A 23,363-nucleotide genomic window follows, 5' to 3' on the forward strand; every position below is an offset into this window, starting at 1 on the left:
AAAAATGGTTATAATACCCCATGAAAAATAACCAAATATGGCTATCTTCTCAGCTATAAGAACCAGAGGAGACTCCATGGAACGGTATTTGATGAAAGAGCTACTGGCATGGAAGGAGGCGCCTCGCAGGAAGCCTGTCGTCATAAATGGAGCACGACAGGTCGGCAAGACGTGGCTGCTGAAGGAGTTCGGACGCAGACACTTCGAAAACGTGGCGTACGTGAACTTCGACGGCAACGATGCCATGGCCTCCCTTTTCGAGGGCGGATACGACATCCAGCGACTGCTGCTAGGGATTCAGGCTGAAACGGGAGAAAAGGTGGTTCCGTCACGCACGCTCCTGGTATTCGATGAAGTGCAGGAGTGCCCGAAGGCACTCACGTCCTTGAAATACTTTCGCGAGAACATGCCAGAGTTGCATGTAGCCGCCGCCGGATCGCTGCTGGGCCTCACCATACATAGCGGCACGGGCTTTCCCGTGGGCAATGTGACGATGCTCAACCTCTTTCCCCTCACATTCGAGGAGTTTCTCGATGCAAGGCATGAGGAGAATCTGCGAGAGCTCCTCACAACTGGCGATGGGGTCGCCGTATCATCTTTCTCCTCCTTGGCAATCCCGTTGCTGCGCGATTACTACTATGTGGGGGGTATGCCGGCGGCCATCCTCGCCTTTATGGAGGATGGCTACGCGGCAGCTCGGCAGGAGCAGGAGCAGATATTGCTGGCCTACCGCCTCGACATGTCGAAGCACATCGACGCTCGCGAAGTTGAGCGCATCCTTGCCGTCTGGGACTCGATCCCCCGGCATCTGGGCAAGGAGAATAAGAAGTTCGTTTTTGGGCAGATCAAAGACGGCGCTCGGGCTAGGGACTACCGAAGCGCCATCACATGGTTGTCCCAGGCGGGACTCGTTATCGTGGTGCAGCGCGTGGCTAAGCCCGGAATGCCTCTCTCGGCCTACGCCGATGACTCCGCGTTCAAGCTGTTCGCCCTGGACGTAGGGCTCTTGGGGGCCATGTCCGGCCTGAGCCAGAAAGCTGTGGTTGAGGGCAACCGGATCTTCACGGAATTCAAAGGATCCCTGACCGAGCAGTACGTGTGCCAGCAGCTGACGGCAGAGGTGGGCGATAGACCATATTACTGGACCTCGGCTAATGGGGCGAACGAGGTAGATTTTATCGTTCAGAACGAACACGGCACCTTTCCTATTGAAGTAAAGGCTGAGGAAAACCTGAGATCGAAGAGTCTCCGTGCGTTTTCTGAGCGATACGAGGGAATGGAGCCCCTGCGGTTTTCGATGTCGGGCTTCAGGGTTGAAGCGTGGCTGCGCAACATTCCCCTCTACGCAATGGCGAACAGCGATCTTTGGACAACCACCTCACGCTGGTGAAGGGTGATGAGCGAGTCGAGGTCTCTCAAGAACGAGCCGATTCTGTGCTGTTCATGCTTGTTGGGCAGTAATGCCCCAATCTCTTTAAGCGTGCTTACCGCAAGACCGGGCTGTGCGGATTGGCCCGAATATTGCCCTAAATTCATACGACTAAGGAGATACACCAGAAAACCTGTATCGTTGCATTGATTAGCCTGGACGGCAACAGCATGCTCGGTAAAATATGCCTTACCATCAGCGCAATTAACATTTCCGCAGAGCGCTCCTTGTCGACCGATTAGTGCATAGAAACCCTCGTGGTTATAGCGATTCGTATAGCCCCTCAGACCGTTGCCGCCATAAACGGGATAATCTCCGTTTTCGGTTATTTCGACTGCGGAGACAAACTCGCCACTTTGAAATTCGGAAGTGACTTCCCCCAGCTTACGCTGTTCCCAAGTTAACGCCCCTTAGCCCTTTTCAGCGATCTCCCAATGTCCATTTCGGTTGGCACCAACACGGATGAGCACGCCCTGCACCTTCATGGACGCAATCAGTCTTTCAGCTTGGCGCTTACTCACTCCAAGCTGCTCGGCGATTTGAGCAACGGTGATTGTGGGGGACTTTTGCACAAGCGCGAGGATCATTTCCCTCGCTTGTGTCGACTCATTTTTTATACCGACATTTATACCGACATTTATACCGACATCGGTTGATCCAGGCAAAGATTCATCAAGGGCATCAAAGATGATCTTGAGCATAAACGCCACAAAGCCCGTACAATCACCGGCGGTATCGGCGCGGTTGAGCTCGCGGTAATATTCCTCCTGGCGTTCCTTCACAACCGATTCAACGGGAAGCCATGCGAAGAGCTGATTCCATTCGCTCAGGATTAAGGTCTGCCACAGGCGGCCCATGCGCCCGTTTCCGTCCGCGAAGGGATGGATGAACTCGAATTCATAATGAAACACGCACGAGGCGACGAGGGGATGCGCGTTCGTGCTACCCAGCCAGGTGAACAGCTCGCCCGTCACTTCGGGAACATAACGGGCTGGCGTGCCCGCGTGAATGAGTTTCTTGCCGGCAAAGACACCCACATTGCCACTTCGGAAGCGTCCGGCTTCGGGAGTGAGGCCCTCCATAAGTATCCGGTGAGCCGAAAGCAAATCGTCCACGGAATTTGCGTTGAGCGACCCGAGGGCCTCATAAGCTCTGATCGCATTCTGTACTTCCAGGATATCCTTAGGTGGGGCAATGACGTGCTTCCCCTCGATCACTGCCGTAACTTGGTCAAGCGTAAGGGTGTTGTTCTCGATCGCCAGCGAGGAGTGAATGGTTCGGATGCGATTTTCCTTGCGGAGCTTCGGAGCGGATCGCGCTTCCTCGCGAGCCGCAGCTCGTCCAACCTTTTGCGCGATGTCGGCAACAAGAGACAGAATTTCGTCGTTCAGCGAAAACGGCGGTTGATACGCCACGGCAAGCCCTCCTTCGACGAGACTGTCCTGTCTATTGTAATGAAAGCAATCCGAATTAGAGGCACAGAGAGAGGTCTCCCTGTATAACTTGGGAACAGCGTAAGGTTGGAGAAGTTTTGCGAGTTGTGTTTCGTGCTGTCGCCCTAGAGGACGAGAGAGAATACCAGCTTGTAACCGTTAAGAGGCGTAATGAGGGTGTTGTAGCGCGTGCTCGGTTAATCGGCGGAGAGATTTTGGTCAAAAACTACCAAGAAATTCGCGCGGGTGATTTCATCATCTCAAAGCGTCAACTTGTGCATGGCGGCAACGGCTTGGTTCCATCACATTTGTCCAAGTCAATCGTTTCAAACGAATATCTGGTTATTAGGGGCAACGAAGATATTTCAGCTGAGTTCTGGGCACTTATTTCTCGAACAAAACTCATGTATCGGCAATACTTCCTTAGTTCCTTTGGTGTGGATATCGAGAAACTTGTTTTCGATATCCAGGATTGGAAGAAGCGTGAAATCACTATCCCCAAGATAAAGGAGCAGAAAGAGCTGGAGACGCTCTTCCGCAAGCTCGACTCGCTCATCACCCTTCACCAGCGTGAGGGATTGGCTGCGCGTTTAGGCTCGCGGCCTCTTGTCGGTTCGTCAGCGTGAGCGCGCTGGGTTAGATGAGGCTAGAAATCGAGCGCATGACCAAATCAACGTCCTGGTTCTCCAATTCTTGGATGATGTGCAGGTAGGTCTTCTGCGTTGTGTTCATGCTGGCGTGACCGAGCCTCTTGGCGACGCTAGCGATGGACACTCCCGCGAAGAGCAGGAGCGACGCGTGGGTGTGCCGGAGCCCATGAATGGAGATGATGGGAATCTGCGCCTGGCGGCAATGTCGTTCGAGAACGCTGTTGGCGGTCGAGTTGTAGACCTTGCCCTGGACGAAGATGGGCTCATCACTTGGCATGGACTTGGTGAGCTCGGAAAACTGGATGACGAGCTGCCAGTCAAGCTGCACCTTGCGCACTGACGAGCGATTCTTCGTGGGAACGAATCCCGCGCCTGACTTGTAGTCCCAGGTTTTGCTTATGGAGACAATCTGCCGCGAGAAGTCGAAGTCTGCAGGCGTGAGGGCGATGGCCTCAGAAAACCGCAGGCCTGTCTTGGCGATGAGCAGGATGAGCCAGTCCCAGGATATCTCGGGGCCGAGATCCAAGTCGTTGAGCAGGCGGTGTAGCTCAAACTGATTGAGGTACTTCTGCTTCTTCGCCTTAGGCGGGACTCCCTTGATGATGGCCTTTCGCGTGGGGTCCCGGTCGATGAGGCCCTCGTCGACCGCATCGAGAACCGCTCCCTTGAGCTGATGGTGGAAGTCCATGGTCGTCTGCCGCTCGTGGCAGGAGGCGTAGTCGTTGAGCAGCCTCTGATAGGTTATCCGGTTAAGCTCCGAGAGCTTCAGCTGGGGGATGAGCTTCGAGAGCCACATCTTGGTCAGCTGGTACTTTCGCAGGGTGACATCGCGGACTGCGCCTTCCTTGTACATGGCGACCCATTGCTGATAGTAGTCGCAGAAAGTGCTGTCTGCGGTAAGCTCGCTAGGCATAGAATCTCCTCTCTCTCCGAAAACAAAAAGCGCGCTCACGCTGATTCGATAGGGGAGAAGGGGGAATTTTTCATGATGCGCACGTCGTCGCCAAAGCGCAAGGGAACGAACGTGCGATGCGGTAGAATACCGGCAGCGAACGTTGGCGGGGAAGGAGGCGCGGATGCGGGTCATGGCGTTGGACATCGGGGAGGTGCGCGTGGGGGTGGCGGTGAGCGACCCGGGGGAGCGCGTGGCGTCGCCGGTGTGCGTGCTGCCGGCGGCCGAGGTGGCGGGCGGCGCCAAGCCCTTCCGACGCCTCCTGGAGGACTGGGAGCCGGAGCTTCTGCTCTGCGGCCTGCCGCTTACCCTGGCCGGCGAGGAAGGGCCCCAGGCGCAGCGCGTTCGGAAGGTCGCGGCCCAGGTCAGCGCCGCGACGGGGCTTCCCTGCGCCTTCACTGACGAGCGCCTCAGCTCGGCTGCGGCAAAGCGTAGTTTGCGTGAAAAGGGCTATGACGAGCGGGCCATGCGCGGTAAAGTCGATATGATAGCCGCTAGTTTGTTTCTGCAGGCGTGGCTCGACGAGCGCGCTGCCCAGGCGAGATAAGGATACCCGCCATGCCCCTTCACCGAAAGCAGCTCACCTATTCCGAGCGCCCCAACCACGCCGCCCGCGCGGCGCACGCCAAGGGCGACGAGCTGTTCCGCACCTATGACACGAGCGCCATCCTCCCCAAGCGCAGCAAGGCCCCGGCCATCGTGGCCGTGGTGCTCGCGCTCGCGGTGGTGGCTGTGGCCGCCTTCCTCATCCTGCGCGTGGTGAACCCGCCGGTCGAGCTTTTGCCCGAGGGCCAGACCGCCGTCATCACCGTGGAGCAGGGCGAGGGCGCCTACAACGTCGGCCAGTCGCTCGAGGAGGCCAAGCTCGTGGCGTCGGTGGACAAGTTCGTCGATCGCGTGCGCGAGCTCGACGCCGAGGCGGCCCTCATCCCCGGCACCTACCAGTTCGCCGGCGGCACCTCGATGGATGACATCATCGCCATGCTCAAGGCCGGTCCCGCGGTCACGGGCGACACCCTTACCGTGCCCGAGGGCCTCACCCGCGAGGCGACGGCCGACGCCGTGGCCCAGGCCACGGGCGGCCGCGTGAGCGCCGAGGACTTCCTGGCCGCCTCCGCCGACGCGAGCGCGTGGGCCGGGCGGTTCCCTTTCCTGGAGAGCGCCGGCTCCAATTCGCTCGAGGGCTTCCTCTTCCCCAAGACCTACACCGTCACCGCCGCCGATGACGCCGACGCCATCGTGGCCATGATGCTCGCGCAGTTCCAGACCGAGACGGCGGGGCTGTCCTTCGCCTACCCGGAGTCCCAGGGGCTGAGCCTCTACGACGCGGTCAGCCTGGCCTCCATCGTGGAGAAGGAGGCGGCGCCGGAGAACCGCGCCACCGTGGCCTCGGTGTTCTACAACCGCCTGGCATCCGATCGCCCCTACCTGGAGTCCGACGCCACCACCGCCTACGAGGTGGGCCACGACCCCACGGCCGACGAGGTGCACGCGAGCACCCCCTACAGCACCTACTCCAACCCCGGCCTGCCCCCGACGCCCATCTGCTCGCCGAGCCTCGAGTGCCTGAGCGCCGTGTGCGAGCCGGAGCAGACGAACTACCTGTTCTTCTACTTCAGGCCCAATGCGCAGGGCGGCATGGACTACTTCTTCAACGAGACCTACGACGAGCACCAGCAGGCCATCGCCGGGAGCTAGGTAGCCATGGGCCTGCTTGAGCCAGACCGGTACTTCTCGCGCCTGTCCCATATCGACCTGGAGCGCGACCTGCGTGCCCGCGGGCTCGACTGCGTCCTGCTCGACATCGACAACACCATCCTCGCCCGCGATACCCACGAGGTTCCGCGCGACGCGCGGCTGTGGCTCGCGCGCGCCCGCGAGGCGGGGGTGGGCGTGTGCCTGGTGTCGAACAACTGGCACGCCTCGGTTCACCAGCTGGCCGGCGAGCTGGACCTGCCCATCGTGGCCAAGGCGCTGAAGCCGCTGCCGCACGGCCTTCTGCTGGGGATGCGCAAGCTCGGCGGCGACCGCGCCTCCACGGTGATGGTGGGCGACCAGCTGCTCACCGACGTGCTGGCCGCCCACCTGGCGGGGATGAGGGCCTACATGCTGCAACCGTTGGTCGAGCAAGACCTGCCCCACACCCTCCTGCTGCGCAACCTGGAGCGTATGATGCTGGGGTCGCGTCAGCCCGAGCCCGCGCCGCCGGCCTGCCGCCAGAACCTAGACGCCCATCCCCAGGAGGGACTGCGATGACCGATACCGCCGCCGGCGCCCCGGCCGCCACGCCCCAGCGCCTCTACGTGCTGGGCCACCCCATTGCCCACTCGAAGTCGCCGGTGATGTACAACGCCGCCTACGAGGCGCTCGGCCTGCCGTGGCGCTACGGGGCCATGGACCTGCCCGACGCCCTGGACGCCCGCGCCTTCCTCAAGCGGCGCGACTTCCTCTCCGTCAACGTCACCACGCCCTACAAGCCGCTCGCCTTCGAGCTGGCCACGGCTCGCGCCGCCTCGGCGCGCCTGGCCCACGGGGCCAACGTGCTCGTGCGCAAGGGCGACGCGCTCGTCGGCTACAACACCGACGGCCGCGGCTGCGTCGCCTACCTCGAGCGCGCCGGCTTCGCCTTCGCCGGCAAGCGCGTGGCCGTGTGCGGCACGGGCCCCACGTCGCTGGCCATCCTGCACGCCGCCGCCCAGGCCGGCGCCGACGAGGCGCTCCTGCTCGGGCGCGACAAGGACCACGCGGCCGAGGTGCTGCGCGCCTACGTGGACGAGTACGGGCTTCTGGCCCGTGCCACCATCGACCTGCCCGCTGCCGACGAGGGGCACCTGAGCTTCCGCGAGGCCTACGACCACGTGTGCTTCAAGTTCGGCAGCTACGCCACGTCGACCCAGGCCATCGCCGCAGCCGACCTCATCGTCGACGCCACGCCGCTCGGCATGGCCGCGGGCGACCCGGCGCCCTTCGACACGGCGCTTCTGCACGAGGGCCAGTGGGTCTTCGACGCCGTCTACGGCCACGGCGAGACGGCGCTCGTCGCCGCGGCCCGCACGGCCGGCGCGAGGGCGCTCGACGGCGCCGGGATGCTCGTGGCCCAGGCCGCCGTCACCGTCCAGATCGTCTGCGACATCGCCGAGGCCCCCCAGCCCCTCTCCTTCGACGAGCTGTTCGCCCTCATGGCCGACGCCGCCGGCTTCGACTGCTAGCCGGATCGCGTCGCGCGCGCCAGCGGGCTGCGCTACAATAGCGGGCGGACATCGCCGTGGCGCGCCGTCTCCAGGCGGGGGTCGGCCCCCGCAGCGCGCACGGCTCGAAAGGTTCCCCCAATGGAATACATCACCGCAGGCGAGAGCCACGGGCCGGAGCTGACGGCCATCGTCACCGGCGTGCCGGCCGGGCTCGTCATATCCGAGGAGCAGATGAACAGCGACCTGGCGCGGCGCCAGGGCGGCTACGGCCGCGGCGGCCGCCAGACCATCGAGCGCGACACGGTGCGCGTCACCGGCGGCCTGCGCTTCGGGCGCACCCTCGGCGGCCCCATCGGCCTTTCCGTGCGCAACCGCGACTGGGTGAACTGGTCGGATCGCATGGCGCCGTTCGGCCAGCCGCCGGCCGACCTCAAGCGCGAGGTCACGCCGCGCCCCGGCCACGCCGATTTGGTGGGCGCCCTGCGCACCAACACCGACGACTGCCGTAACATCCTGGAGCGCGCGAGCGCCCGCGAGACGGCGGCGCGCGTGGCGGCCACGGGCATCGCCCGCGAGCTTCTGGCCGAGCTGGGCGTGGAGGTGTTCTCCTACGTGGTGTCGGTCGGCGACGCGTCCATGGACGAGGACGACTTCCTGGCCAAGGCGCCCACCTACACGCCGCTCGACATCGAGCTGTCGGAGATGCGCTGCCCGAGCGCGCGCGCCACCGAGTCCATGAAGGCCGCCATCGACCGGGCCCGCGCCGCCGGCGAGAGCCTGGGCGGCACCTTCCGCGTGGTGGCCCGCGGCCTGGTGCCGGGCATCGGCAGCTACGCGAGCGCCGGCGAGCGCCTGACGGCGCGCATCGGCGCGGCGCTCTTCGGCATCCCCGCCATCAAGGGCGTCGAGTTCGGCCTGGGCTTCGAGGCGGCGCGCCGCCCGGGCTCGGAGGTGCACGACCCCATCGTGCTGGAGGGCGCCGAGGGCTTCCAGCGCTCGTCGAATAACGCCGGCGGCCTGGAGGGGGGCATGACCAACGGCATGCCGCTCGTCGTCACCGTGGCGATGAAGCCCATCCCCACGCTCATGCGGCCGCTCGACACGGTGAACCTGGACACGCTGGAGGTGGAGCAGGCGTCCAAGGAGCGCAGCGACGTGTGCGCCGTGCCCGCCGCGGCCGTGGTGGCCGAGGGCGAGGTGGCGTTCGCGCTGGCCAACGCCTACCTCGAGGCGTTCGGCTGCACCAACATGACCGACCTCAAGGCGTCGGTGAAGTCCTACAAGCAGCGGCTGAGGACGATGTCGCGGTGAGCCGGCGCAAGCGACGCGGCGGAACCGGCGGGCGCGGCGGGGCCGCGGGCGCGTCCGGCACTCGGGCCCGGGCGGCCGCGCGCGGCGGCCGTGGCGGCGCCCGCCCGGCGCCGACCCCGGCCCCGGCGCCCCGCGAGCCCCTGGAGCTCACGCGCCCGGTGTTCTTCGTCGGCTTCATGGGGGCCGGCAAGACCTCGGTGGCCCGCCGGCTCGCGCGCATCTGCTCGGTGGCGTCCGTGGACATGGACACCTACCTCGAGCGGCGCGAGGACCGGCGCGTCAAGGACATCTTCGCCGAGGACGGCGAGGACGCCTTCCGCGCCATCGAGACCGACGTCCTGGCCGAGCTGGCCGCCAAGGACCCGCTGCTCGTGTCCTGCGGCGGCGGGGTGATCCTGCGCGAGGAGAACCGCGCCATCCTGCGCGAGGGCGGCTTCGTCGTCTATCTGCGCGTCACCGCCGACGAGGCGGCCTCGCGCATCAGCGACACGTCGTCGCGCCCGCTGTTCCAGGACCTGGCCGCGGCGCGGGCCCGCTGCGAGGAGCGCCTGCCGCTCTACGAGGCCGTGGCCGACGTGACCGTCGACACTGCGGGCAAGGGGGTCGCGGCCATCGCCCGCGAGGTCCAACGCCTGCTCGAGAAGGAGGGCGTGCTATGCCGGCAACCAAGATAGTGGTGAACATCCCGGGCGAGGAGCCCTACGCCGTGCGCGTGGGCGCCGGCGTGCTGGGGGGGCTGGGCGAGGCGCTGCGCGCGCTGCCGGCCGTGGCCGCCGCGCCGCGGCTGCTCGTCATAACCGACGAGAACGTGGCGCCGCTGTACCTGGACGCGGCCAAGGCGTCGCTTTCGGCCGCCGGGTTCCGCGCGGCCGACATCGTGGTGCCGGCGGGGGAGGGCTCGAAGTCCCTCGCGGTCATCGGCGAGGTGTGGGAGGCCATGGCGGCGCTCGGGCTCACGCGCGACTGCGCGGTGGTGGCCCTCGGCGGCGGCGTCGTGGGCGACCTGGCCGGGTTCGCGGCCTCCACCTACATGCGCGGCATCGCCGTGGTGCAGGCGCCGACGACGCTGCTGGCCATGGTCGACTCGTCGGTGGGCGGCAAGACCGGCGTCAACCTGGAGGCGGGCAAGAACCTGGTGGGCACGTTCAAGCAGCCTGCCCACGTGTGCGCCTGCACGTCCACGCTCGCCACGCTGCCCGAGCGCGAGTGGCGCTGCGGCTGCGCCGAGGTGGCGAAGGCGGCCGTCATCGACTCCGACGACTTCTTCTTCTGGCTGCTCGGCAGCGCCGACGCCCTGGCGGCGCGCGACGAGGCCGTCACGGCCGAGGCCATCGCCCGCTCGGTCGTGTTCAAGGCGCGCGTGGTGGCCGAGGACAAGGAGGAGAGCCGCGGCGTGCGCGAGTGCCTGAACTACGGCCATACCCTGGGGCACGCCGTGGAGGCGCTCGCCGGCTACGGCACGTTCTCGCACGGGGCCGCGGTGGCCGAGGGCATGCGCTTCGCCGCGCGGCTGGGGCGCGAGCTGGTCGGCACGCCGGATGATCTGGTGGCCACCCAGGACGAGCTCCTGGACGCGCTGGGGCTGCCCCCGCTCGAATGGGCGGCGCCGGCCGCGGACATGCTGGCGGCCATGAAGCGCGATAAGAAGGCCCGCGCCGGGGTGGTGCGCTTCGTGCTGCCCGCCGACGTGGGGCGCTGGGAGCTCGTGGACGTGGCCGACGATGTGATCTTGGCCGCGCTGCGCGACTGGGAGGCGGCGAAGGCCTAGGGCGCCGGCGCGCCGCACGGCGCGGCGCTCCCGCGGCGCGGGGGCGCCATCGGTAAGCGAAGGAGCAAGCACGTGAAGAAGATCCTGCTCATGAACGGGCCCAACCTCAACATGCTGGGGGTGCGCGACCCGGCCCTCTACGGCACCGACACGCTCGCGGCCATCGAGGCCGAGTTCGCCGCCTATGCCGCCGGGCGCGGCGCCGCGGTCGACTGCTTCCAGTCGAACCACGAGGGCGCGCTCATCGACCGGCTGCACGAAGCCCATGGCCGCTACGACGGCATCGTCTACAACCCGGGCGCCCACACCCACTACTCCTACGCGCTCCACGACGCGGTGGAGACCATCGACGTGCCGGTGGTGGAGGTGCACCTGACCGACATCTCCCAGCGCGAGGAGTTCCGCCGTACCTCGGTCATCGCGCCGGCGTGCGTGGCCCAGGTCAAGGGGATGGGGAAGGCGGGCTACCTGCGCGCCCTCGACCTCCTGCTGGACGGGCCGGCGGGGGATGCCGGCGCGTCGGATGCGTGTGACGCGGCGCCTGCGGAGGCCGGCGCGCCCGAGCCCGCGGATGCGGAAGGCGGCGCGCGATGAGCGGCGCCACCGCTCCCTTGGCCATGACGGCCGCCGATGCCCGGGCGCTCGCCGACGAGCAGGCGGCCATGGCGGCCGACCCGGCGGGGGCCGGGCTCGTCGACGCGGGGGCCTGCGCGCGCCGGCTCGGCCTCCTGCGCCGCGCCTGCGCCGACGCGGACGTGGGCGCCTTCCTCGTGCGCGACACCTCCGACATCGCCTGGCTCACCGCCTTCGATCGCGTCTTCGACGAGGAGGCGGCCCACGCCCTCTACGTCGACGGCGACCGCGCCGTCCTGCACACCGACTCGCGCTACGCCACCGCCTGCCGCGCCGCGGCGGCGGGCACGCCGCTCTCGGTGGACGACGCCCGCGAGACCCACGCGGCGTTCGCCCGGCGCCTCCACGGCGACGCTATCGCCGATGACCTGGGCATCGACGACGGCATCACGCTCGCGGAGTACCGCCGGCTCGAGGACGCGTTCTCGCCCTCGGCGCCCTTCCGCGAGACGTCCGGCGTGGTGGTGGGCCTGCGCGCCGTGAAGGACGCCGCCGAGGCCGCCCGCCTGCGCGCCGCCCAGGCCATCACCGACGCCGCGTTCTCCCACATCGTGGGGTTCATGGCGCCTGGCATGACCGAGCGCGAGGTGCAGCTGGAGCTGGAGGGCTTCATGGAGCGCCACGGCGCCTGGGGCCTGGCCTTCCCCTCCATCGTGGCGACGGGGGCCAACGGGGCGAGCCCGCATGCCATTCCCGGCGCCGCGGTGCTCGAGGCCGGCCAGTGCGTCGTGCTCGACTTCGGTGCGCGGGCGTGGGGCTACTGCTCGGATATGACGCGCACGGTGTTCCTCGGCGAGCCCGCAGGCGAGATGCGCGCCGCCTGGGAGGCCATCCGCCGCGCCAACGAGGAGGTGGAGGCGCTGCTGCGTCCCGGCGTGACGGGGCGGGCCGCCCACGAGCACGCCGAGCAGGTGCTCGCCGATGCCGGCTTCGGCGGCGCGATGGGCCACGGCCTGGGGCACGGCGTCGGCATCGACATCCACGAGGAGCCGGTGCTCTCGCCGCGAAACGACCGCTCGCTCGTGGCCGGCAACGTGGTGACGGTGGAGCCCGGCATCTACCTGCCCGGCCGCTTCGGCATGCGCCTGGAGGACTTCGGCATGGTGACCGAGGGCGGCTTCGACGTCTTCACCCGGTCGACTCACGAGATGGTGGTCATCTAGCGCACGCGAGCGCCTCGCGCCCGGTGCTCGCCGCGGGCCGCCTCCGGGCGCGCCCTCGCATGCTCCGCGCCCGCCGCCTGCTCCCGCCCCGGACTTTCGTGCCCGAGCCGGCCGGGATTCCGCTTTCCCAGGCTCCCCGCGCCCTCGCACTGGCGTGCCGAAGTGGCCCCGGCTCACGCTGGTGTGCCGAAGTGACCCCGGCTCACGCTCGTCACCTCTCCCTGGGCTTCTGGACAGCCGGTCACGTTGTCCGTTCTGCGAGATTGCCTGTTTTTGTCCCGGAAGCTGGACAAAAACGCTTGGAGTCGCGTCTGGGTGGACAAAAAACGGCGATCTCGCAGGTTTCTCGGGCGATTTTACGGGCGAGCGCGGAGGCAGTTTATCGTTTCCGCAGGTCAGAGCATGACCCTCTCGCTGACGAGTGCGAGGGAGGGCCCAGATTCCCGCGAGATCGCCAGTTTTTGTCCATCGCGCATCGGCTTCGGCTGCCCCGCGCTCGGCCGCCCCGCGGCCCCCCCGCTCTTGCGCCCCTCCCCGCGCCCGTGCCGGCGGGCGCGACGCCACCTGAGGGGTCTCCGCCCCTCCCCATCCGGGCTTTTCCAGGTTTTTTCGCACAGGGCCCGGGCCGCGCGTATAATAGACCAGTTTGAAACCCCAGGCCCGCCGGCTTCGAGAGCGGGCGAGCTTCGTGAAAGGACACTCCAGTGGCTTCTGTCTCCACCGCGGACTTCCGCAACGGCATGTGCATCGTCAACAACGGCAAGATGTGCACCATCGTCGAGTTCCAGCATGTCAAGCCGGGCAAGGGCGGCGCGTTCGTCCGCACCAAGCTGCGCGACATCAAGACCGGCCGCGTCGTGGACTACACCTTCAACTCCGGCACCAAGTTCGACTCCGTGCGCCTGGAGACGAAGAAGATGCAGTACCTCTACAACGACGGCGCCGACTACTACTTCATGGACAACGACACCTACGAGCAGATGTCCATCCCGGTCGACACCGTGGGCGAGGCTGCCAAGTGGCTCAAGGAGAACGACGAGGCCACGCTGCTCTACGCCGGCGACGAGCTCATCTCCATCGAGCCCCAGATGTTCGTCGAGCTGGAGGTCACCCACACCGAGCCCGGCTTCAAGGGCGACACCGCCACCAACACCACCAAGCCCGCCACGCTCGAGACCGGCGTGGAGCTGCAGGTGCCCACCTTCATCGAGATCGGCGACGTCCTGCAGATCGACACCCGCGACGGCCGCTTCATCAAGCGCGTCTAGCACGCCACGCACCGAGGAAGGCGGAGGGCCCGCAAGCGCGAAGCTTGCGGGCCCTCCTTGCGTTCAGGCGCCCCTCCCGCCCGCCCCGCCCGGCGGTCGGCGGTCGGGGCGGGCGGGAGGGGGGTGCGTAGGGGAGGCTGCGGCTGCGCCTAGGCGTGGCCTGATGGCTTGCACGGGAGCAGCGGGGCGTCGGGATGCCGTGCGCCGACCGCTCCTAGGCGTGGAAGAACGCCACGGCGATGGCGCCGGGGCCGACGTGGGTGCCGATGACGCTGCCGACATGGGTCGTGGGCGGCTCGGGCACCTCGGCGTCGTAGAGCTCGCGGCTGTCCTCGACGTACTTGCGCAGGAGCGCGTCGTCCAGCCCCGTGTAGCCCAGCCAGATGGGGCGCGAGAAGTCCACCCCGCCGCTCTCGGCGATCTTCTGGCGCAGCAGGTTGTTGCCCTGCTTCGAGCCGCGGGCCTTGCCGAGCATGGTCACCTCGCCGTCGACCACGCCGATGACCGGCTTGATGGACAAGAGCCCGCCCGCCAGCGCCACGGCCGCCGAGATGCGGCCGCCCTTCTTCAGGAACTCGAGGGTGTCGAGCACCGCCACCAGGCACACCTCCTCGCGCTCGCGCTCGAGCTGGGCAGCGATGTCGGCGGCGGACGCCCCCGCGTCGCGCAGGGCGATGGCGCGCTCGGCCACCACGCGCTCGCCGACGGTGGCGTTCAGGCTGTCCACGACGAACACGCGCCCGGGATGGGCGGCCGCGGCCAGCCGCGCGCTGTCGCAGGTGCCCGACAGCTTGCTCGACAGGCACACGCACACCACGTCATCGCCGGCTGCGACGGCCTCGTCGAACAGCGCCTGGAACTCATGGGGCGGCACCTGGCTCGTGGAGGGGATCTCGTCGCTCTCCACCAGGCGCGCGTAGAACTCTTCGCGCGTGATGTCGACGTCCTGGGCGTACTCGCCGTCGGCGAACGCCACCTTCAGCGGCACGACCGTGACGTCGTGGGCAGCCGCATAGACGGCCTCCATGTCGCTGCCGGAATCAACGATGATGCGAACGCCCATGGGCGCCTCCTGTCTCGAGGGGGAAGGCGCCCGCGCGCGGCCGGCCGTCCCCGTGTTGCGTGAAACCGCAGGACAGGTTAGCAATCTGCCGTCGCGTCGCCAATAATTATTTAGATAACCAAACAATTTCCCCATAGGGAAGGGAGAGGAGGGAGGTGGGGAGGTGGGGAGGTGGGGAGGTGGGGAGGTGGGGAGGTGGGGAGGTGGGGAGGTGGGGGGCTTCGTCGTCTTCTGATCCGAAATCTGCCAAAAATCGGACTTGTGAACCCGAAAGCGGAGCCCGGCGGCCCCTGTGAGAAGTTAGCCCAGGCTCTTTCCAGGCACGATGGCGCGCCAGCGCAGCCGAGGGGCGCCTCGGCACGTCAGGCAGGGCTCACAAGTCTGATTTCTGGCAGGTTTTCCCGCCGCGCGACGCGCCTATTCCTCCACCAGGTCGATCAGCTCCTGGTGGGAGTGGATGCCCAGCTTGGCGTAGATGTGCTTGACGTGGGCCTTCACGGTGTTGCGCGACACCACCAGCGCGTCCTCGATGTAGGCGCGGTCGCGGCCGCGGGCGAGCATCGCGAACACCTCGGCCTCGCGCGGGGTGAGCCCGAACGCGGCGGCCAGCTCGCCGCAGCGCTCCTCGAGCCGCTCGGCGGGGGAGCCGGCCGCGTCCCGCTCGCCCACGGGTTGGATGCCCTCGATCACGCCCGAGAAGGTGAAGCCCCGCAGCCCGAAGATGACGTAGGCGGCGAACACCAGCAGCAGCGTGGCCGACACGGCGAACGCGGCGCCGGGGCTGTGGCCCACCGCCTGGTTGGCGCCCACGCCGGCCGCCGCGCCCACGAGCGACCCCAGGCTCGACACGCCGCCGCCCCAGGCCAGCGTCGTGGCGGCGGCGAGCGGGTTGCGCGCCGCGATGGAGGCGAGCGCCAGGCGCGAGGTCATGCCGAACAGCGCGTTGCCCGCGTGGAGCAGCAGGAGGGCGCCCGCGGCGTAGGCGGCGGTGCCCTCCGACGACAGCAGGAACCCGGCGATCACCGCCAGCGCTGAGGTCTGCACGAGGAAGTCGGCGGGGAAGGGGCGGCGCCCCGCGCACACCCACAGCGCCACCAGCAGCACCGGCAGCCACGACAGCGGGCTCTCGTGCGGCGCCCCGCCCACCTCGTCGAAGCGCAGGGCGAAGCCGAAGACCACCTGGAACAGGAACAGGCACACGAACAGGGCCGAGAACGGGGCCAGGAACGACGCCGGCCGCGTGACGGACAGGTCGCTGGGCGCCTCCCGGCGGCTCGCGGGGCCGAGCACCTCCTCGGTCGCCCGGCGCGCCAGGGCCGCCGCGATGACGGGGAACGCCAGAAAGCAGGTGACGCCCAGGCCGACGGGCATGGCGAAGGCGCAGCTCGTGGCCAGGTACTGGGCCGTGAAGGCGGCGCAGACGGCCACCGCCATCCCCCGCGCCTCGAGCCGCGAGAGCATGAGCCCGGCCATGACGATGGCCCCGGCGCGCCCGATGGCGCCCAGGCTCGCGCCCGCCGTGAGCAGCGCGCCGCCTTCCAGCGCCAGCCCGGCTGCCAGGCCCACGGCGCCGACCACCTGGAACCCGATCGCCGCCGCGACGAAGGGGCCGGGCGCCAGCAGGCGCGGTGCGCGATAGGCCACGTAGCCCAGCGCGATGAGCGCGCCCGCGTTGAAGGTGACCGAGATGTCGCGCGCGTAGGTGAAGATGGGGTCGAACAGGGGGAATACCGTCGTGTTCATCCACGTGCCCGACACCAGCACCAGGGCGAGCGCCGTCGCCGCGGCCGCCGTCGGCCGCAGGCCGCCCCGCGCGCCGGCGCCCTGCCCGGCGCCCCGTCCCCGCTCATCTGCCATCGCTCCTCCTCCCGCCCCGGGCCGCGCCCGTTCGATCGTCCCTCCCATTGTACGCGCCGCGAGCCCCGGCTCCCCGCAGGAGGGGGAGCCGGGGCTCGGGTAGGGGATGCGGGCCGCCGCGCGGCCGGGCCGCAGGCTCTTAGGCCTGGCCGGTGGCGGCCAGCATGCCGGCGCGGCGCCCGAAGGTCATGGTGCGCCCGCAGGCGAGTCCGGTCAGCAGGTTCGGGTAGCTCACGCTGAAGAAGCCGCCCGAGTCGTTGCCGGTCAGGTACAGGCCCTCGATGGGGTCGCCGTCCTCGTCGCAGGGGTGCAGGTTGGTGTCAATGGTGATGCCGTCGAGCGTCGCCAGGAACCACGCCCCGGTGCGCACGCCGTAGAAGGGCGGCGTGTCGATGGCCATCAGGCGGTGCTTCTCCTTGAAGTAGTCGGTGTCCTCGCCGGCCGCGGCCATCTCGTTGTAGCGCCTCCACGACGCCACGGTGGTCTCCACGGGCAGGTTCAGCTTCTCGGCCAGCTCCTCCATGGTGTCGGCCTTCTGCACGTAGCCGTCCTCGATGAGCTTGTCGATCATGCCGTCGACCACCTGCATGGGGATGTTGTTCTTCGCCCCGTTGGGGAAGGGGAACAGGCGGCAGCAGCCCACCTCGTCCATGGCCTCGGCCTGGGCGGCGTGGTTGGCGTCCCAGATGTCCACGTAGGTCTGGTGCGGCTGCATGATGGTGGAGTGCAGCATGTAGTCGTAGGGGCCGGACTCGTTGCAGAAGCGCTCGCCCTTGAGGTTGAGCTTCAGGAAGGGCTGCTCGCCGAACCAGAACCAGCGGCCGAGCACGCCGTCGCCGGCGTACTGGTCGGGCTTCACGCAGGCGCGGTTGAAGGTGCACGCCGCGCCGAGCGGATCCATGGTGGCGCCCAGCCACAGGCACGCCTTGATGCCGTCGCCCGTGGGGTTGCCGCCGGACCCGGGGGCCGCGATGCGGATCTTCTGGTTCCAGGCCTGGCGGTCCTCCATCATCTCCAGGTTGTTGCCGTAGCCGCCGGTGGACAGGATCACGCCCTTGGACGCGTTGATGCGCAGGTAGTGGCGGTCGCCCTTCACGTCGCGGGCGATGACGCCGGTCACGCGGCCGGACTCATCCTGCTCGCACTTCACGAACTCGCAGAACCAGCGGGCCTCGGCGCCCTTCTCGGCCGCGTAGGCCAGGATGGACTGGGCGAAGCTCCACTGCTCGTCCTTGCCCACCAGGCTCGTCTTCTGGGGGCTGTGGCCGGTGGCGAAGGCCTTGTCGCGGCCCGGGTCGGAGGTGTCGCCGACGCCGCCCTCGAACTCCATGACCAGCTTGCCGTCGCGCTCGATGATGTCGGTGAGCCAGTCGACCATGGCGCCGGACTCGTCGGCCCACAGCTTCACCAGGTCGTAGTCGACGAATCCGTTGGCGTAGCGGACGATGTCCTCGATGGCCTCCTTCTTGTCGATCCGGAACTCGGGGAACTCCTCGAAGGACGCCTGCTGCAGGCGCGAGTCGATGGCGCCGATGTCCTCGCGGACGTTCTTCGGCGTGCCCTGGCGGTCGATGCCGAGCACCTTGGCGCCGTTCTCGGCGGCCGAGATCATGGCGGGGATGCCGCCGGTGCCCATGCCCACCACGAGCACCTCGGTGTCGACGGTCTCGGTGATCTGGCTCTCCTCGATGGCGGGCGGCTCGCCGAGCCACGACGGGCCGCCGAAGTCGCCCAGGCGGCGCTCGGCCGGCTCGGGGGCGACGTAGCCCTTGCCGCAGCCGGTAAGCGTGGTGGCGCCGAGCGCGCCGAGGGCCGCGATGCCCGCTCCCTGCAGGAAGCTGCGGCGCGAGAATCCTCTACTGCTCACTGGGGGCCTCCCATCCCTCGGGCATGGTCAAGTCGTGGCACTCGTTGCACGCCAGCACGTTGGCCTCGTGGATGCCGTGGCAGTCGCCGCACTCCAGCGCCAGGTCCTGGTGGCTCGCGTGGGGGTTGTACTTCTCGTCGTTGCCGGCGAAGCCCCACAGGTTGGCCGTGATCTCGTCGTAGCTGTCGCCCAGCTCGTGGTGGCAGCCGCTCTTGGCGCAGAACTGTTCGGTGGCGAACTCCTTGCCGGTGGCCAGGCGGCCGTCCTCGGTCACGGGGTAGTTGTCCGACGTCCACGCCATGAGCTCGGATATCTGTGTGGTCAGCTCGGCGTCATGGCACTTGAGGCACGTCACCCCGTCGGCCGCGTGGGCGGTGATGCCCAGATGCGGGTCGCCCGAGTCGTAGCTCTCCACGTAGTAGTCCATGGGGCTGTGGCAGACCGCGTTGCAGAACCCGGGCTGCTCGTGCCACACCCAGAACCCGGCGCCCGCCACCACGATGATGGCCGCCACGATTCCCACGGTGGTCCAGGCGCGCCGATGCGGCTTGCGCGCCGCGGGCTCGCCGGCGGGCGGCTGGGCCGCGGCGCCGGTCTGCGCCGCGCTGCCCGCGCCGGCGGTCGGGGCCGCGCCCTCGGGCGCCGCGCCTGGCGCCTTCTCCTGATCGTTCGTCATCTCTCACTCCTCCCTTGTCGCTGATGAGAAACGCTGCCCCGATTCTGCGCCCCCGCGCGCCGCGCGGCTATTACCCCGCCAGGGTAAAATTCGCGAAACCCCAGGTGGGGAAGGGGTGAAGAAGAAAAGGGCGTTTCATCGGAGGGACGGCGGGAAGGGATGGGAAGGCGGGGTTCTCGGCGAGCGCCCCAGCGGGTTTCTGGCCAAAAACGCCATGAATTCCGCAGCAGTGACGCCTGGCCGACCGCTTTGGGGCGGTTTCTGGCCGGAAACGCTGCGAATTCCGCAGCCGGGGTTCCGTATCCTGCGGAATTCATGCCAATTCCGGCCAGAAACCCGCGTTGCGTCCTCTTCCGCGTACCTGCCGCCCCCTACCGGCGGTTAGTGTTTGTTGTCGGCAAATTCGCCGGGCCCCCGCGCGCGGCCGGGCTGGCTCGCCTATAATCCTCTCCTTGATCCTTGACGACCGACAGAGAAGAAGGGGGTGCGAGTTCATGCCACGGCTGCAAATCATGGATACCACCATCCGCGACGGACAGCAGAGCCTCTGGGCCACCCGCATGCAGATCGGCGAGATGCTGCCGATCCTCCCGAAGATGGACCGCGTCGGCTACTGGGCCATCGAGGCCTGGGGCGGCGCCACGTTCGACACCTGCCTGCGATTCCTCGACGAGAACCCGTGGGAGCGCCTGAGGTCCATCAAGGCGAACACGCCCAACACGCCGCTCGCCATGCTCTCGCGCGGCCAGAACCTCGTGGGCTACAAGCACTACTCCAAGGAGATCGTGCACCGCTTCATCAACGCGGCCCACCGCAACGGCATCGAGATGTTCCGCGTGTTCGACGCGCTCAACGACATCCGCAACGTCGTGGACAACGCCGAGGCCATCAAGGAGTGCGGCGGCCACTTCGAGGGCGCCATCTCCTACACCATATCGCCCGTGCACACCCTCGACAGCTTCCTGGACTACGGCCAGCAGCTCAAGGAGCTCGGCGCGGACAGCATCGCCATCAAGGACATGGCGGGCATGCTCACCCCGTACCGCACCGAGCGCATGGTCAAGGCCTTCAACGCCGAGATCGGCCTGCCGGTGCACATCCACTGCCACTACGTCGGCGGCATGGCCCCGGCCAACATCATCAAGGCCGCCGAGGCCGGCGCCGCCATCGCCGACACGGCCCACGCGCCGCTCGCCTTCGGCAACTCGCACCCCGCGGTGGAGATGATCGCCGCCGCCTTCCAGGAGTCGCGCTACGACACGGGGCTCGACCTGGAGCTGCTCTTCGAGATATCCGAGTACTGGGAGGAGATCCGCAAGCGCGGCCACTACAAGCGCGGCGTCAGCTCGCTCACCCACATGAAGGTCAACCTGCACCAGGTGCCCGGCGGCATGATGAGCAACCTCGTCAGCCAGCTGGAGGTGCAGAAGGCCGGCGACCGCCTGGCCGAGGTGATGCTGGAGATCCCGCGCGTGCGCGCCGAGGTGGGCTATCCGCCGCTCGTCACGCCGCTGTCGCAGATCGTGGGCACCCAGGCGGTGTTCAACGTGCTCACCGGCAAGCGCTGGAGCGTCATCTCCAAGGAGATGAAGGACTACATCTGCGGCTTCTACGGCAAGGCCCCCGGCCCCATGGACAAGGACATCGTGGCGAAGGTGGCCGGCAACGCCGAGATCCTGCCGCCCGACGTGGCGCCCGGCTCGCTCGTGACCACCACCTATGACGAGGTGGCGGCCGAGATCGGGGACCTCGCCAAGAGCGAGGAGGACGTGCTCATGTACGCCCTGTTCCCCAACGAGGCGCGCACCTACCTGAGCAAGCACCGCACATCCGAGAAGGTCGACTTCCTGCTCGAGCAGGAGTCCAGCGGCACCAAGGAGGACGATTACGTGGACATCAATCAGATTCGCGAGCTGGTTCGCGTCGCCGAGGAGAGCGGCGTCGGCGAGATCGTAGTCGAGGAGGAGGGCGTCCGCATCGCCGTGCGCATGCCCGGCCAGGTCGAGGCCCCGGTGGCCGCGCCCGTGGCCGCCGCCCCCGCCGTGCAGGCCGCCCCGGCCCCGGCCGCCGCGCCGGCACCCGGCGCCGACGACGGCAAGCAGCGCCCCGCCACCTGGCAGGCCGTCACGGCCCCCATGGTGGGCACCTACTACGAGGCCCCGGCCCCCGGCGAGCCGCCGTTCGTGCGCGAGGGCGACGAGGTGGCCGCCAACGAGACGCTGTGCATCGTCGAGGCGATGAAGCTCATGAACGAGATCACCGCCGAGGAGATGGGCACGGTGCGCGAGGTGTGCCTCGAGGACGCCACGCCGGTCGAGTACGGCACGGTGCTCTTCTACATCGAGCCCCACGAGCCCGTCCCCACGGTGGCCGAGGCGGCGCAGTAATGTTCGACAAGATCCTCATAGCCAACCGCGGCGAGGTGGCCCTGCGCGTCATGCGCGCCTGCAAGGAGCTGGGCGTGAAGACGGTGGCCGTCTACTCGACGGAGGACGCCGACACCTACCCGGTGCGCTACGCCGACGAGGCCGTCTGCATCGGCCCCGCGCCCGCCAACAAGAGCTACCTGGTCATGGGCAACATCATCGAGGCCGCCAAGACCACGGGCGCCCAGGCCATCCATCCCGGCTACGGCTTTCTGGCCGAGAACGCCGACTTCGCCCGCGCCTGCATCGACAACGACCTGGTGTTCATCGGCCCGTCGCCGGAGTGCATCGAGCGCATGGGCGACAAGTCGAGCGCCCGCGAGACGATGAAGTCCTGCGGCGTGCCCACGGTGCTCGGCTCCGACGGCTGCCTGGACACGGTGGAGGAGGCCCGCGAGTTCGCCCAGGCCGTGGGCTACCCGGTGCTCATCAAGGCCACCGCCGGCGGCGGCGGCAAGGGCATGCGCGAGGTGCACGACCCGGCCGACCTGGAGTCGCAGTACCGGGCCGCCCGCACCGAGGCGGGCGCCGCCTTCGGCAACGACGGCGTGTACCTGGAGAAGCTCGTCCTGCGCCCCCGCCACGTCGAGGTGCAGATCCTCGCCGACGACTTCGGCAACAACGTGGCCCTGTGCGAGCGCGACTGCTCCGTCCAGCGCCGCCACCAGAAGCTCATCGAGGAGGCGCCCTCCCCGGCGCTCACCGAGGAGCTGCGCCGCGCCATGGCCGTGGCCGCGGTGAAGGCCGTGCGCGCCACCAACTACAAGAACGCCGGCACCATCGAGTTCCTGCTCGACGAGCGCGGCCAGTTCTACTTCATGGAGATGAACACCCGCGTGCAGGTGGAGCACCCCGTCACCGAGGAGATCACCGGCACCGACATCATCAAGGAGCAGCTGCGCATCGCCGCCGGCGAGCCCATGAGCTGCGCCGACCGCGCGCCGTTCGCGCCGGCCGGCCACGCCATCGAGCTCCGCATCAACGCGGAGGACCCGGCCCACGGCTTCAGGCCGTGCCCGGGCACCGTGACCCGCTTCGAGCCCCCGGCGGGCCCGGGCGTGCGCGTCGAGAGCTACGTGCGCACCGGCTCGCGCATCTCGCCCTACTACGACTCGCTCGTGGCCAAGCTGATCGTGCACGGCCAGGACCGCGCCGAGGCGCTCGCCCGCGCCCGCCGCGCCCTGGACGAGTTCGTGATCGAGGGCATCGAGACCACCATCCCCTTCCACAAGCGCGTGCTCGCCAACGATGCCTTCATCGCCGGCGATGTGACGACGGACTTCATAGAGACCCAGATGGGAGACGTGCTATGAGCAACGAACTGAGCGTAGAGGGCATGTCCATCGCCCCCGGCGTGGTGGAGACGATCATCTCCATCGCCGCCAACGAGGTGGACGGCGTGGCGTCGGTCGGCTCCTTCGCGACCAGCTCCATCCGCTCGATGCTGGCCGCGAAGCCCTCGGCCGCGGGCATCGAGGTGGTCGTCGACGACGACGGCCGCCTGCGCATCACCATCCACGTCGAGGTGTACTACGGCTTCGTGCTGCCCGAGGTGGCGGCCAACCTGCGCCAGTCGGTGGCCGACGCCCTGCTCGTGCAGGTGGGGCTCGAGGCCGCGTCCGTCGACATCTTCGTCGACGGGCTCCAGTTCGCCGCCTAGCGTCATCCGCATGTTC

At 67.9% G+C, this 23,363-nt stretch carries 22 protein-coding genes; 15 read left to right on the forward strand and 7 right to left on the reverse strand.

The features are described from left to right. Window positions 1-76 precede the first annotated feature (76 nt). Entirely contained in the window at window positions 77-1,390 is a 1,314-nt protein-coding gene (locus LPT13_RS04270) for an ATP-binding protein (protein WP_242163855.1), read from the forward strand. On the opposite strand, the gene LPT13_RS11900 is transcribed toward LPT13_RS04270, so the two are convergent. Beyond that, window positions 1,342-1,812 carry a restriction endonuclease subunit S gene (locus tag LPT13_RS11900; protein ID WP_430622563.1) on the reverse strand — a complete coding sequence of 157 codons (471 nt, stop codon included), beginning with the start codon at window positions 1,810-1,812 and terminating at the stop codon, window positions 1,342-1,344. The genes LPT13_RS04270 and LPT13_RS11900 overlap by 49 nt on opposite strands. Before the next feature lie 27 nt (window positions 1,813-1,839). Then, the gene (locus tag LPT13_RS04275) at window positions 1,840-2,844 is read right to left on the reverse strand and encodes a Fic family protein (RefSeq protein ID WP_242163857.1); all 1,005 of its coding nucleotides are present in this window, start codon (window positions 2,842-2,844) and stop codon (window positions 1,840-1,842) included. An 83-nt stretch (window positions 2,845-2,927) separates the two neighbouring features. On the opposite strand from LPT13_RS04275, the gene LPT13_RS04280 reads away from it, so the two are divergent. Further along, window positions 2,928-3,488 (forward strand): restriction endonuclease subunit S, encoded by a 561-nt coding sequence (locus LPT13_RS04280; protein ID WP_347263953.1) that lies wholly within the window; start codon window positions 2,928-2,930, stop codon window positions 3,486-3,488. A gap of 10 nt (window positions 3,489-3,498) precedes the next feature. On the opposite strand, the gene LPT13_RS04285 is transcribed toward LPT13_RS04280, so the two are convergent. Next, entirely contained in the window at window positions 3,499-4,425 is a 927-nt protein-coding gene (locus LPT13_RS04285) for a site-specific integrase (RefSeq protein ID WP_242163860.1), read from the reverse strand. A 163-nt stretch (window positions 4,426-4,588) separates the two neighbouring features. Between LPT13_RS04285 and ruvX the strand changes: the two genes are divergently transcribed. The 10 genes from ruvX to efp all read left to right on the forward strand — a co-directional run bounded on the left by ruvX (window position 4,589) and on the right by efp (window position 13,798). Beyond that, window positions 4,589-5,011: a Holliday junction resolvase RuvX gene (ruvX, locus tag LPT13_RS04290; protein ID WP_242163862.1), complete on the forward strand. Its 423-nt coding sequence runs from the start codon at window positions 4,589-4,591 to the stop codon at window positions 5,009-5,011. A gap of 11 nt (window positions 5,012-5,022) precedes the next feature. After that, window positions 5,023-6,162: an endolytic transglycosylase MltG gene (gene mltG, locus LPT13_RS04295; RefSeq protein WP_242163864.1), complete on the forward strand. Its 1,140-nt coding sequence runs from the start codon at window positions 5,023-5,025 to the stop codon at window positions 6,160-6,162. A gap of 6 nt (window positions 6,163-6,168) precedes the next feature. After that, the gene (locus LPT13_RS04300; protein WP_242163866.1) at window positions 6,169-6,720 is read left to right on the forward strand and encodes a YqeG family HAD IIIA-type phosphatase; all 552 of its coding nucleotides are present in this window, start codon (window positions 6,169-6,171) and stop codon (window positions 6,718-6,720) included. Then, window positions 6,717-7,673 (forward strand): shikimate dehydrogenase family protein, encoded by a 957-nt coding sequence (locus LPT13_RS04305; RefSeq protein ID WP_242163868.1) that lies wholly within the window; start codon window positions 6,717-6,719, stop codon window positions 7,671-7,673. Before LPT13_RS04300 ends, LPT13_RS04305 begins: the two co-directional genes overlap by 4 nt. 120 nt (window positions 7,674-7,793) lie before the next feature. After that, the gene (gene aroC / locus LPT13_RS04310; protein ID WP_242163870.1) at window positions 7,794-8,966 is read left to right on the forward strand and encodes a chorismate synthase; all 1,173 of its coding nucleotides are present in this window, start codon (window positions 7,794-7,796) and stop codon (window positions 8,964-8,966) included. Next, window positions 8,963-9,640 carry a shikimate kinase gene (locus LPT13_RS04315; RefSeq protein ID WP_347263878.1) on the forward strand — a complete coding sequence of 226 codons (678 nt, stop codon included), beginning with the start codon at window positions 8,963-8,965 and terminating at the stop codon, window positions 9,638-9,640. The genes aroC and LPT13_RS04315 overlap by 4 nt, the downstream gene beginning before the upstream one ends. Further along, window positions 9,622-10,734: a 3-dehydroquinate synthase gene (gene aroB, locus LPT13_RS04320; protein ID WP_242163874.1), complete on the forward strand. Its 1,113-nt coding sequence runs from the start codon at window positions 9,622-9,624 to the stop codon at window positions 10,732-10,734. Before LPT13_RS04315 ends, aroB begins: the two co-directional genes overlap by 19 nt. A 72-nt stretch (window positions 10,735-10,806) precedes the next feature. Next, entirely contained in the window at window positions 10,807-11,328 is a 522-nt protein-coding gene (gene aroQ / locus LPT13_RS04325) for a type II 3-dehydroquinate dehydratase (RefSeq protein WP_242163876.1), read from the forward strand. A 68-nt stretch (window positions 11,329-11,396) separates the two neighbouring features. Then, complete coding sequence (locus tag LPT13_RS04330; protein WP_242164277.1) at window positions 11,397-12,530, forward strand: M24 family metallopeptidase; 1,134 nt, start codon at window positions 11,397-11,399, stop codon at window positions 12,528-12,530. Between the two features lie 704 nt (window positions 12,531-13,234). Continuing rightward, a complete protein-coding gene (gene efp, locus LPT13_RS04335; RefSeq protein WP_347263880.1) occupies window positions 13,235-13,798 on the forward strand; it encodes an elongation factor P in 564 nt (187 codons plus the stop codon). A 214-nt stretch (window positions 13,799-14,012) separates the two neighbouring features. Here efp and LPT13_RS04340 read toward each other — a convergent pair whose 3' ends face one another. The 4 genes from LPT13_RS04340 to LPT13_RS04355 form a co-directional block, all read right to left on the reverse strand. After that, window positions 14,013-14,861, reverse strand: a complete 849-nt coding sequence (locus LPT13_RS04340) for a DegV family protein (RefSeq protein ID WP_242163877.1) — start codon at window positions 14,859-14,861, stop codon at window positions 14,013-14,015. A gap of 417 nt (window positions 14,862-15,278) precedes the next feature. Beyond that, complete coding sequence (locus LPT13_RS04345) at window positions 15,279-16,718, reverse strand: helix-turn-helix transcriptional regulator (protein ID WP_242163878.1); 1,440 nt, start codon at window positions 16,716-16,718, stop codon at window positions 15,279-15,281. Window positions 16,719-16,857: 139 nt separating this feature from the next. After that, entirely contained in the window at window positions 16,858-18,585 is a 1,728-nt protein-coding gene (locus LPT13_RS04350) for an FAD-dependent oxidoreductase (protein ID WP_242163879.1), read from the reverse strand. Further along, window positions 18,575-19,261 (reverse strand): cytochrome c3 family protein, encoded by a 687-nt coding sequence (locus tag LPT13_RS04355; protein ID WP_242163881.1) that lies wholly within the window; start codon window positions 19,259-19,261, stop codon window positions 18,575-18,577. Before LPT13_RS04355 ends, LPT13_RS04350 begins: the two co-directional genes overlap by 11 nt. A gap of 494 nt (window positions 19,262-19,755) precedes the next feature. Here LPT13_RS04355 and accB point away from each other — a divergent pair, with 494 nt between their 5' ends. Genes accB through LPT13_RS04370 form a run of 3 tightly spaced genes read left to right on the forward strand, consistent with a single transcriptional unit; the run spans window position 19,756 to window position 23,347 of the window. Further along, the gene (gene accB, locus LPT13_RS04360) at window positions 19,756-21,648 is read left to right on the forward strand and encodes an acetyl-CoA carboxylase biotin carboxyl carrier protein (protein ID WP_242163883.1); all 1,893 of its coding nucleotides are present in this window, start codon (window positions 19,756-19,758) and stop codon (window positions 21,646-21,648) included. After that, entirely contained in the window at window positions 21,648-23,000 is a 1,353-nt protein-coding gene (accC, locus tag LPT13_RS04365; protein WP_242163884.1) for an acetyl-CoA carboxylase biotin carboxylase subunit, read from the forward strand. The genes accB and accC overlap by 1 nt, the downstream gene beginning before the upstream one ends. Then, window positions 22,997-23,347, forward strand: coding sequence for an Asp23/Gls24 family envelope stress response protein (locus tag LPT13_RS04370; protein WP_242163886.1), 351 nt, complete (start codon window positions 22,997-22,999; stop codon window positions 23,345-23,347). Before accC ends, LPT13_RS04370 begins: the two co-directional genes overlap by 4 nt. Window positions 23,348-23,363 lie beyond the last annotated feature (16 nt).

Source organism: Adlercreutzia faecimuris, assembly GCF_022669055.1.
In the GTDB taxonomy this organism is placed as follows: domain Bacteria; phylum Actinomycetota; class Coriobacteriia; order Coriobacteriales; family Eggerthellaceae; genus Enterorhabdus; species Enterorhabdus faecimuris.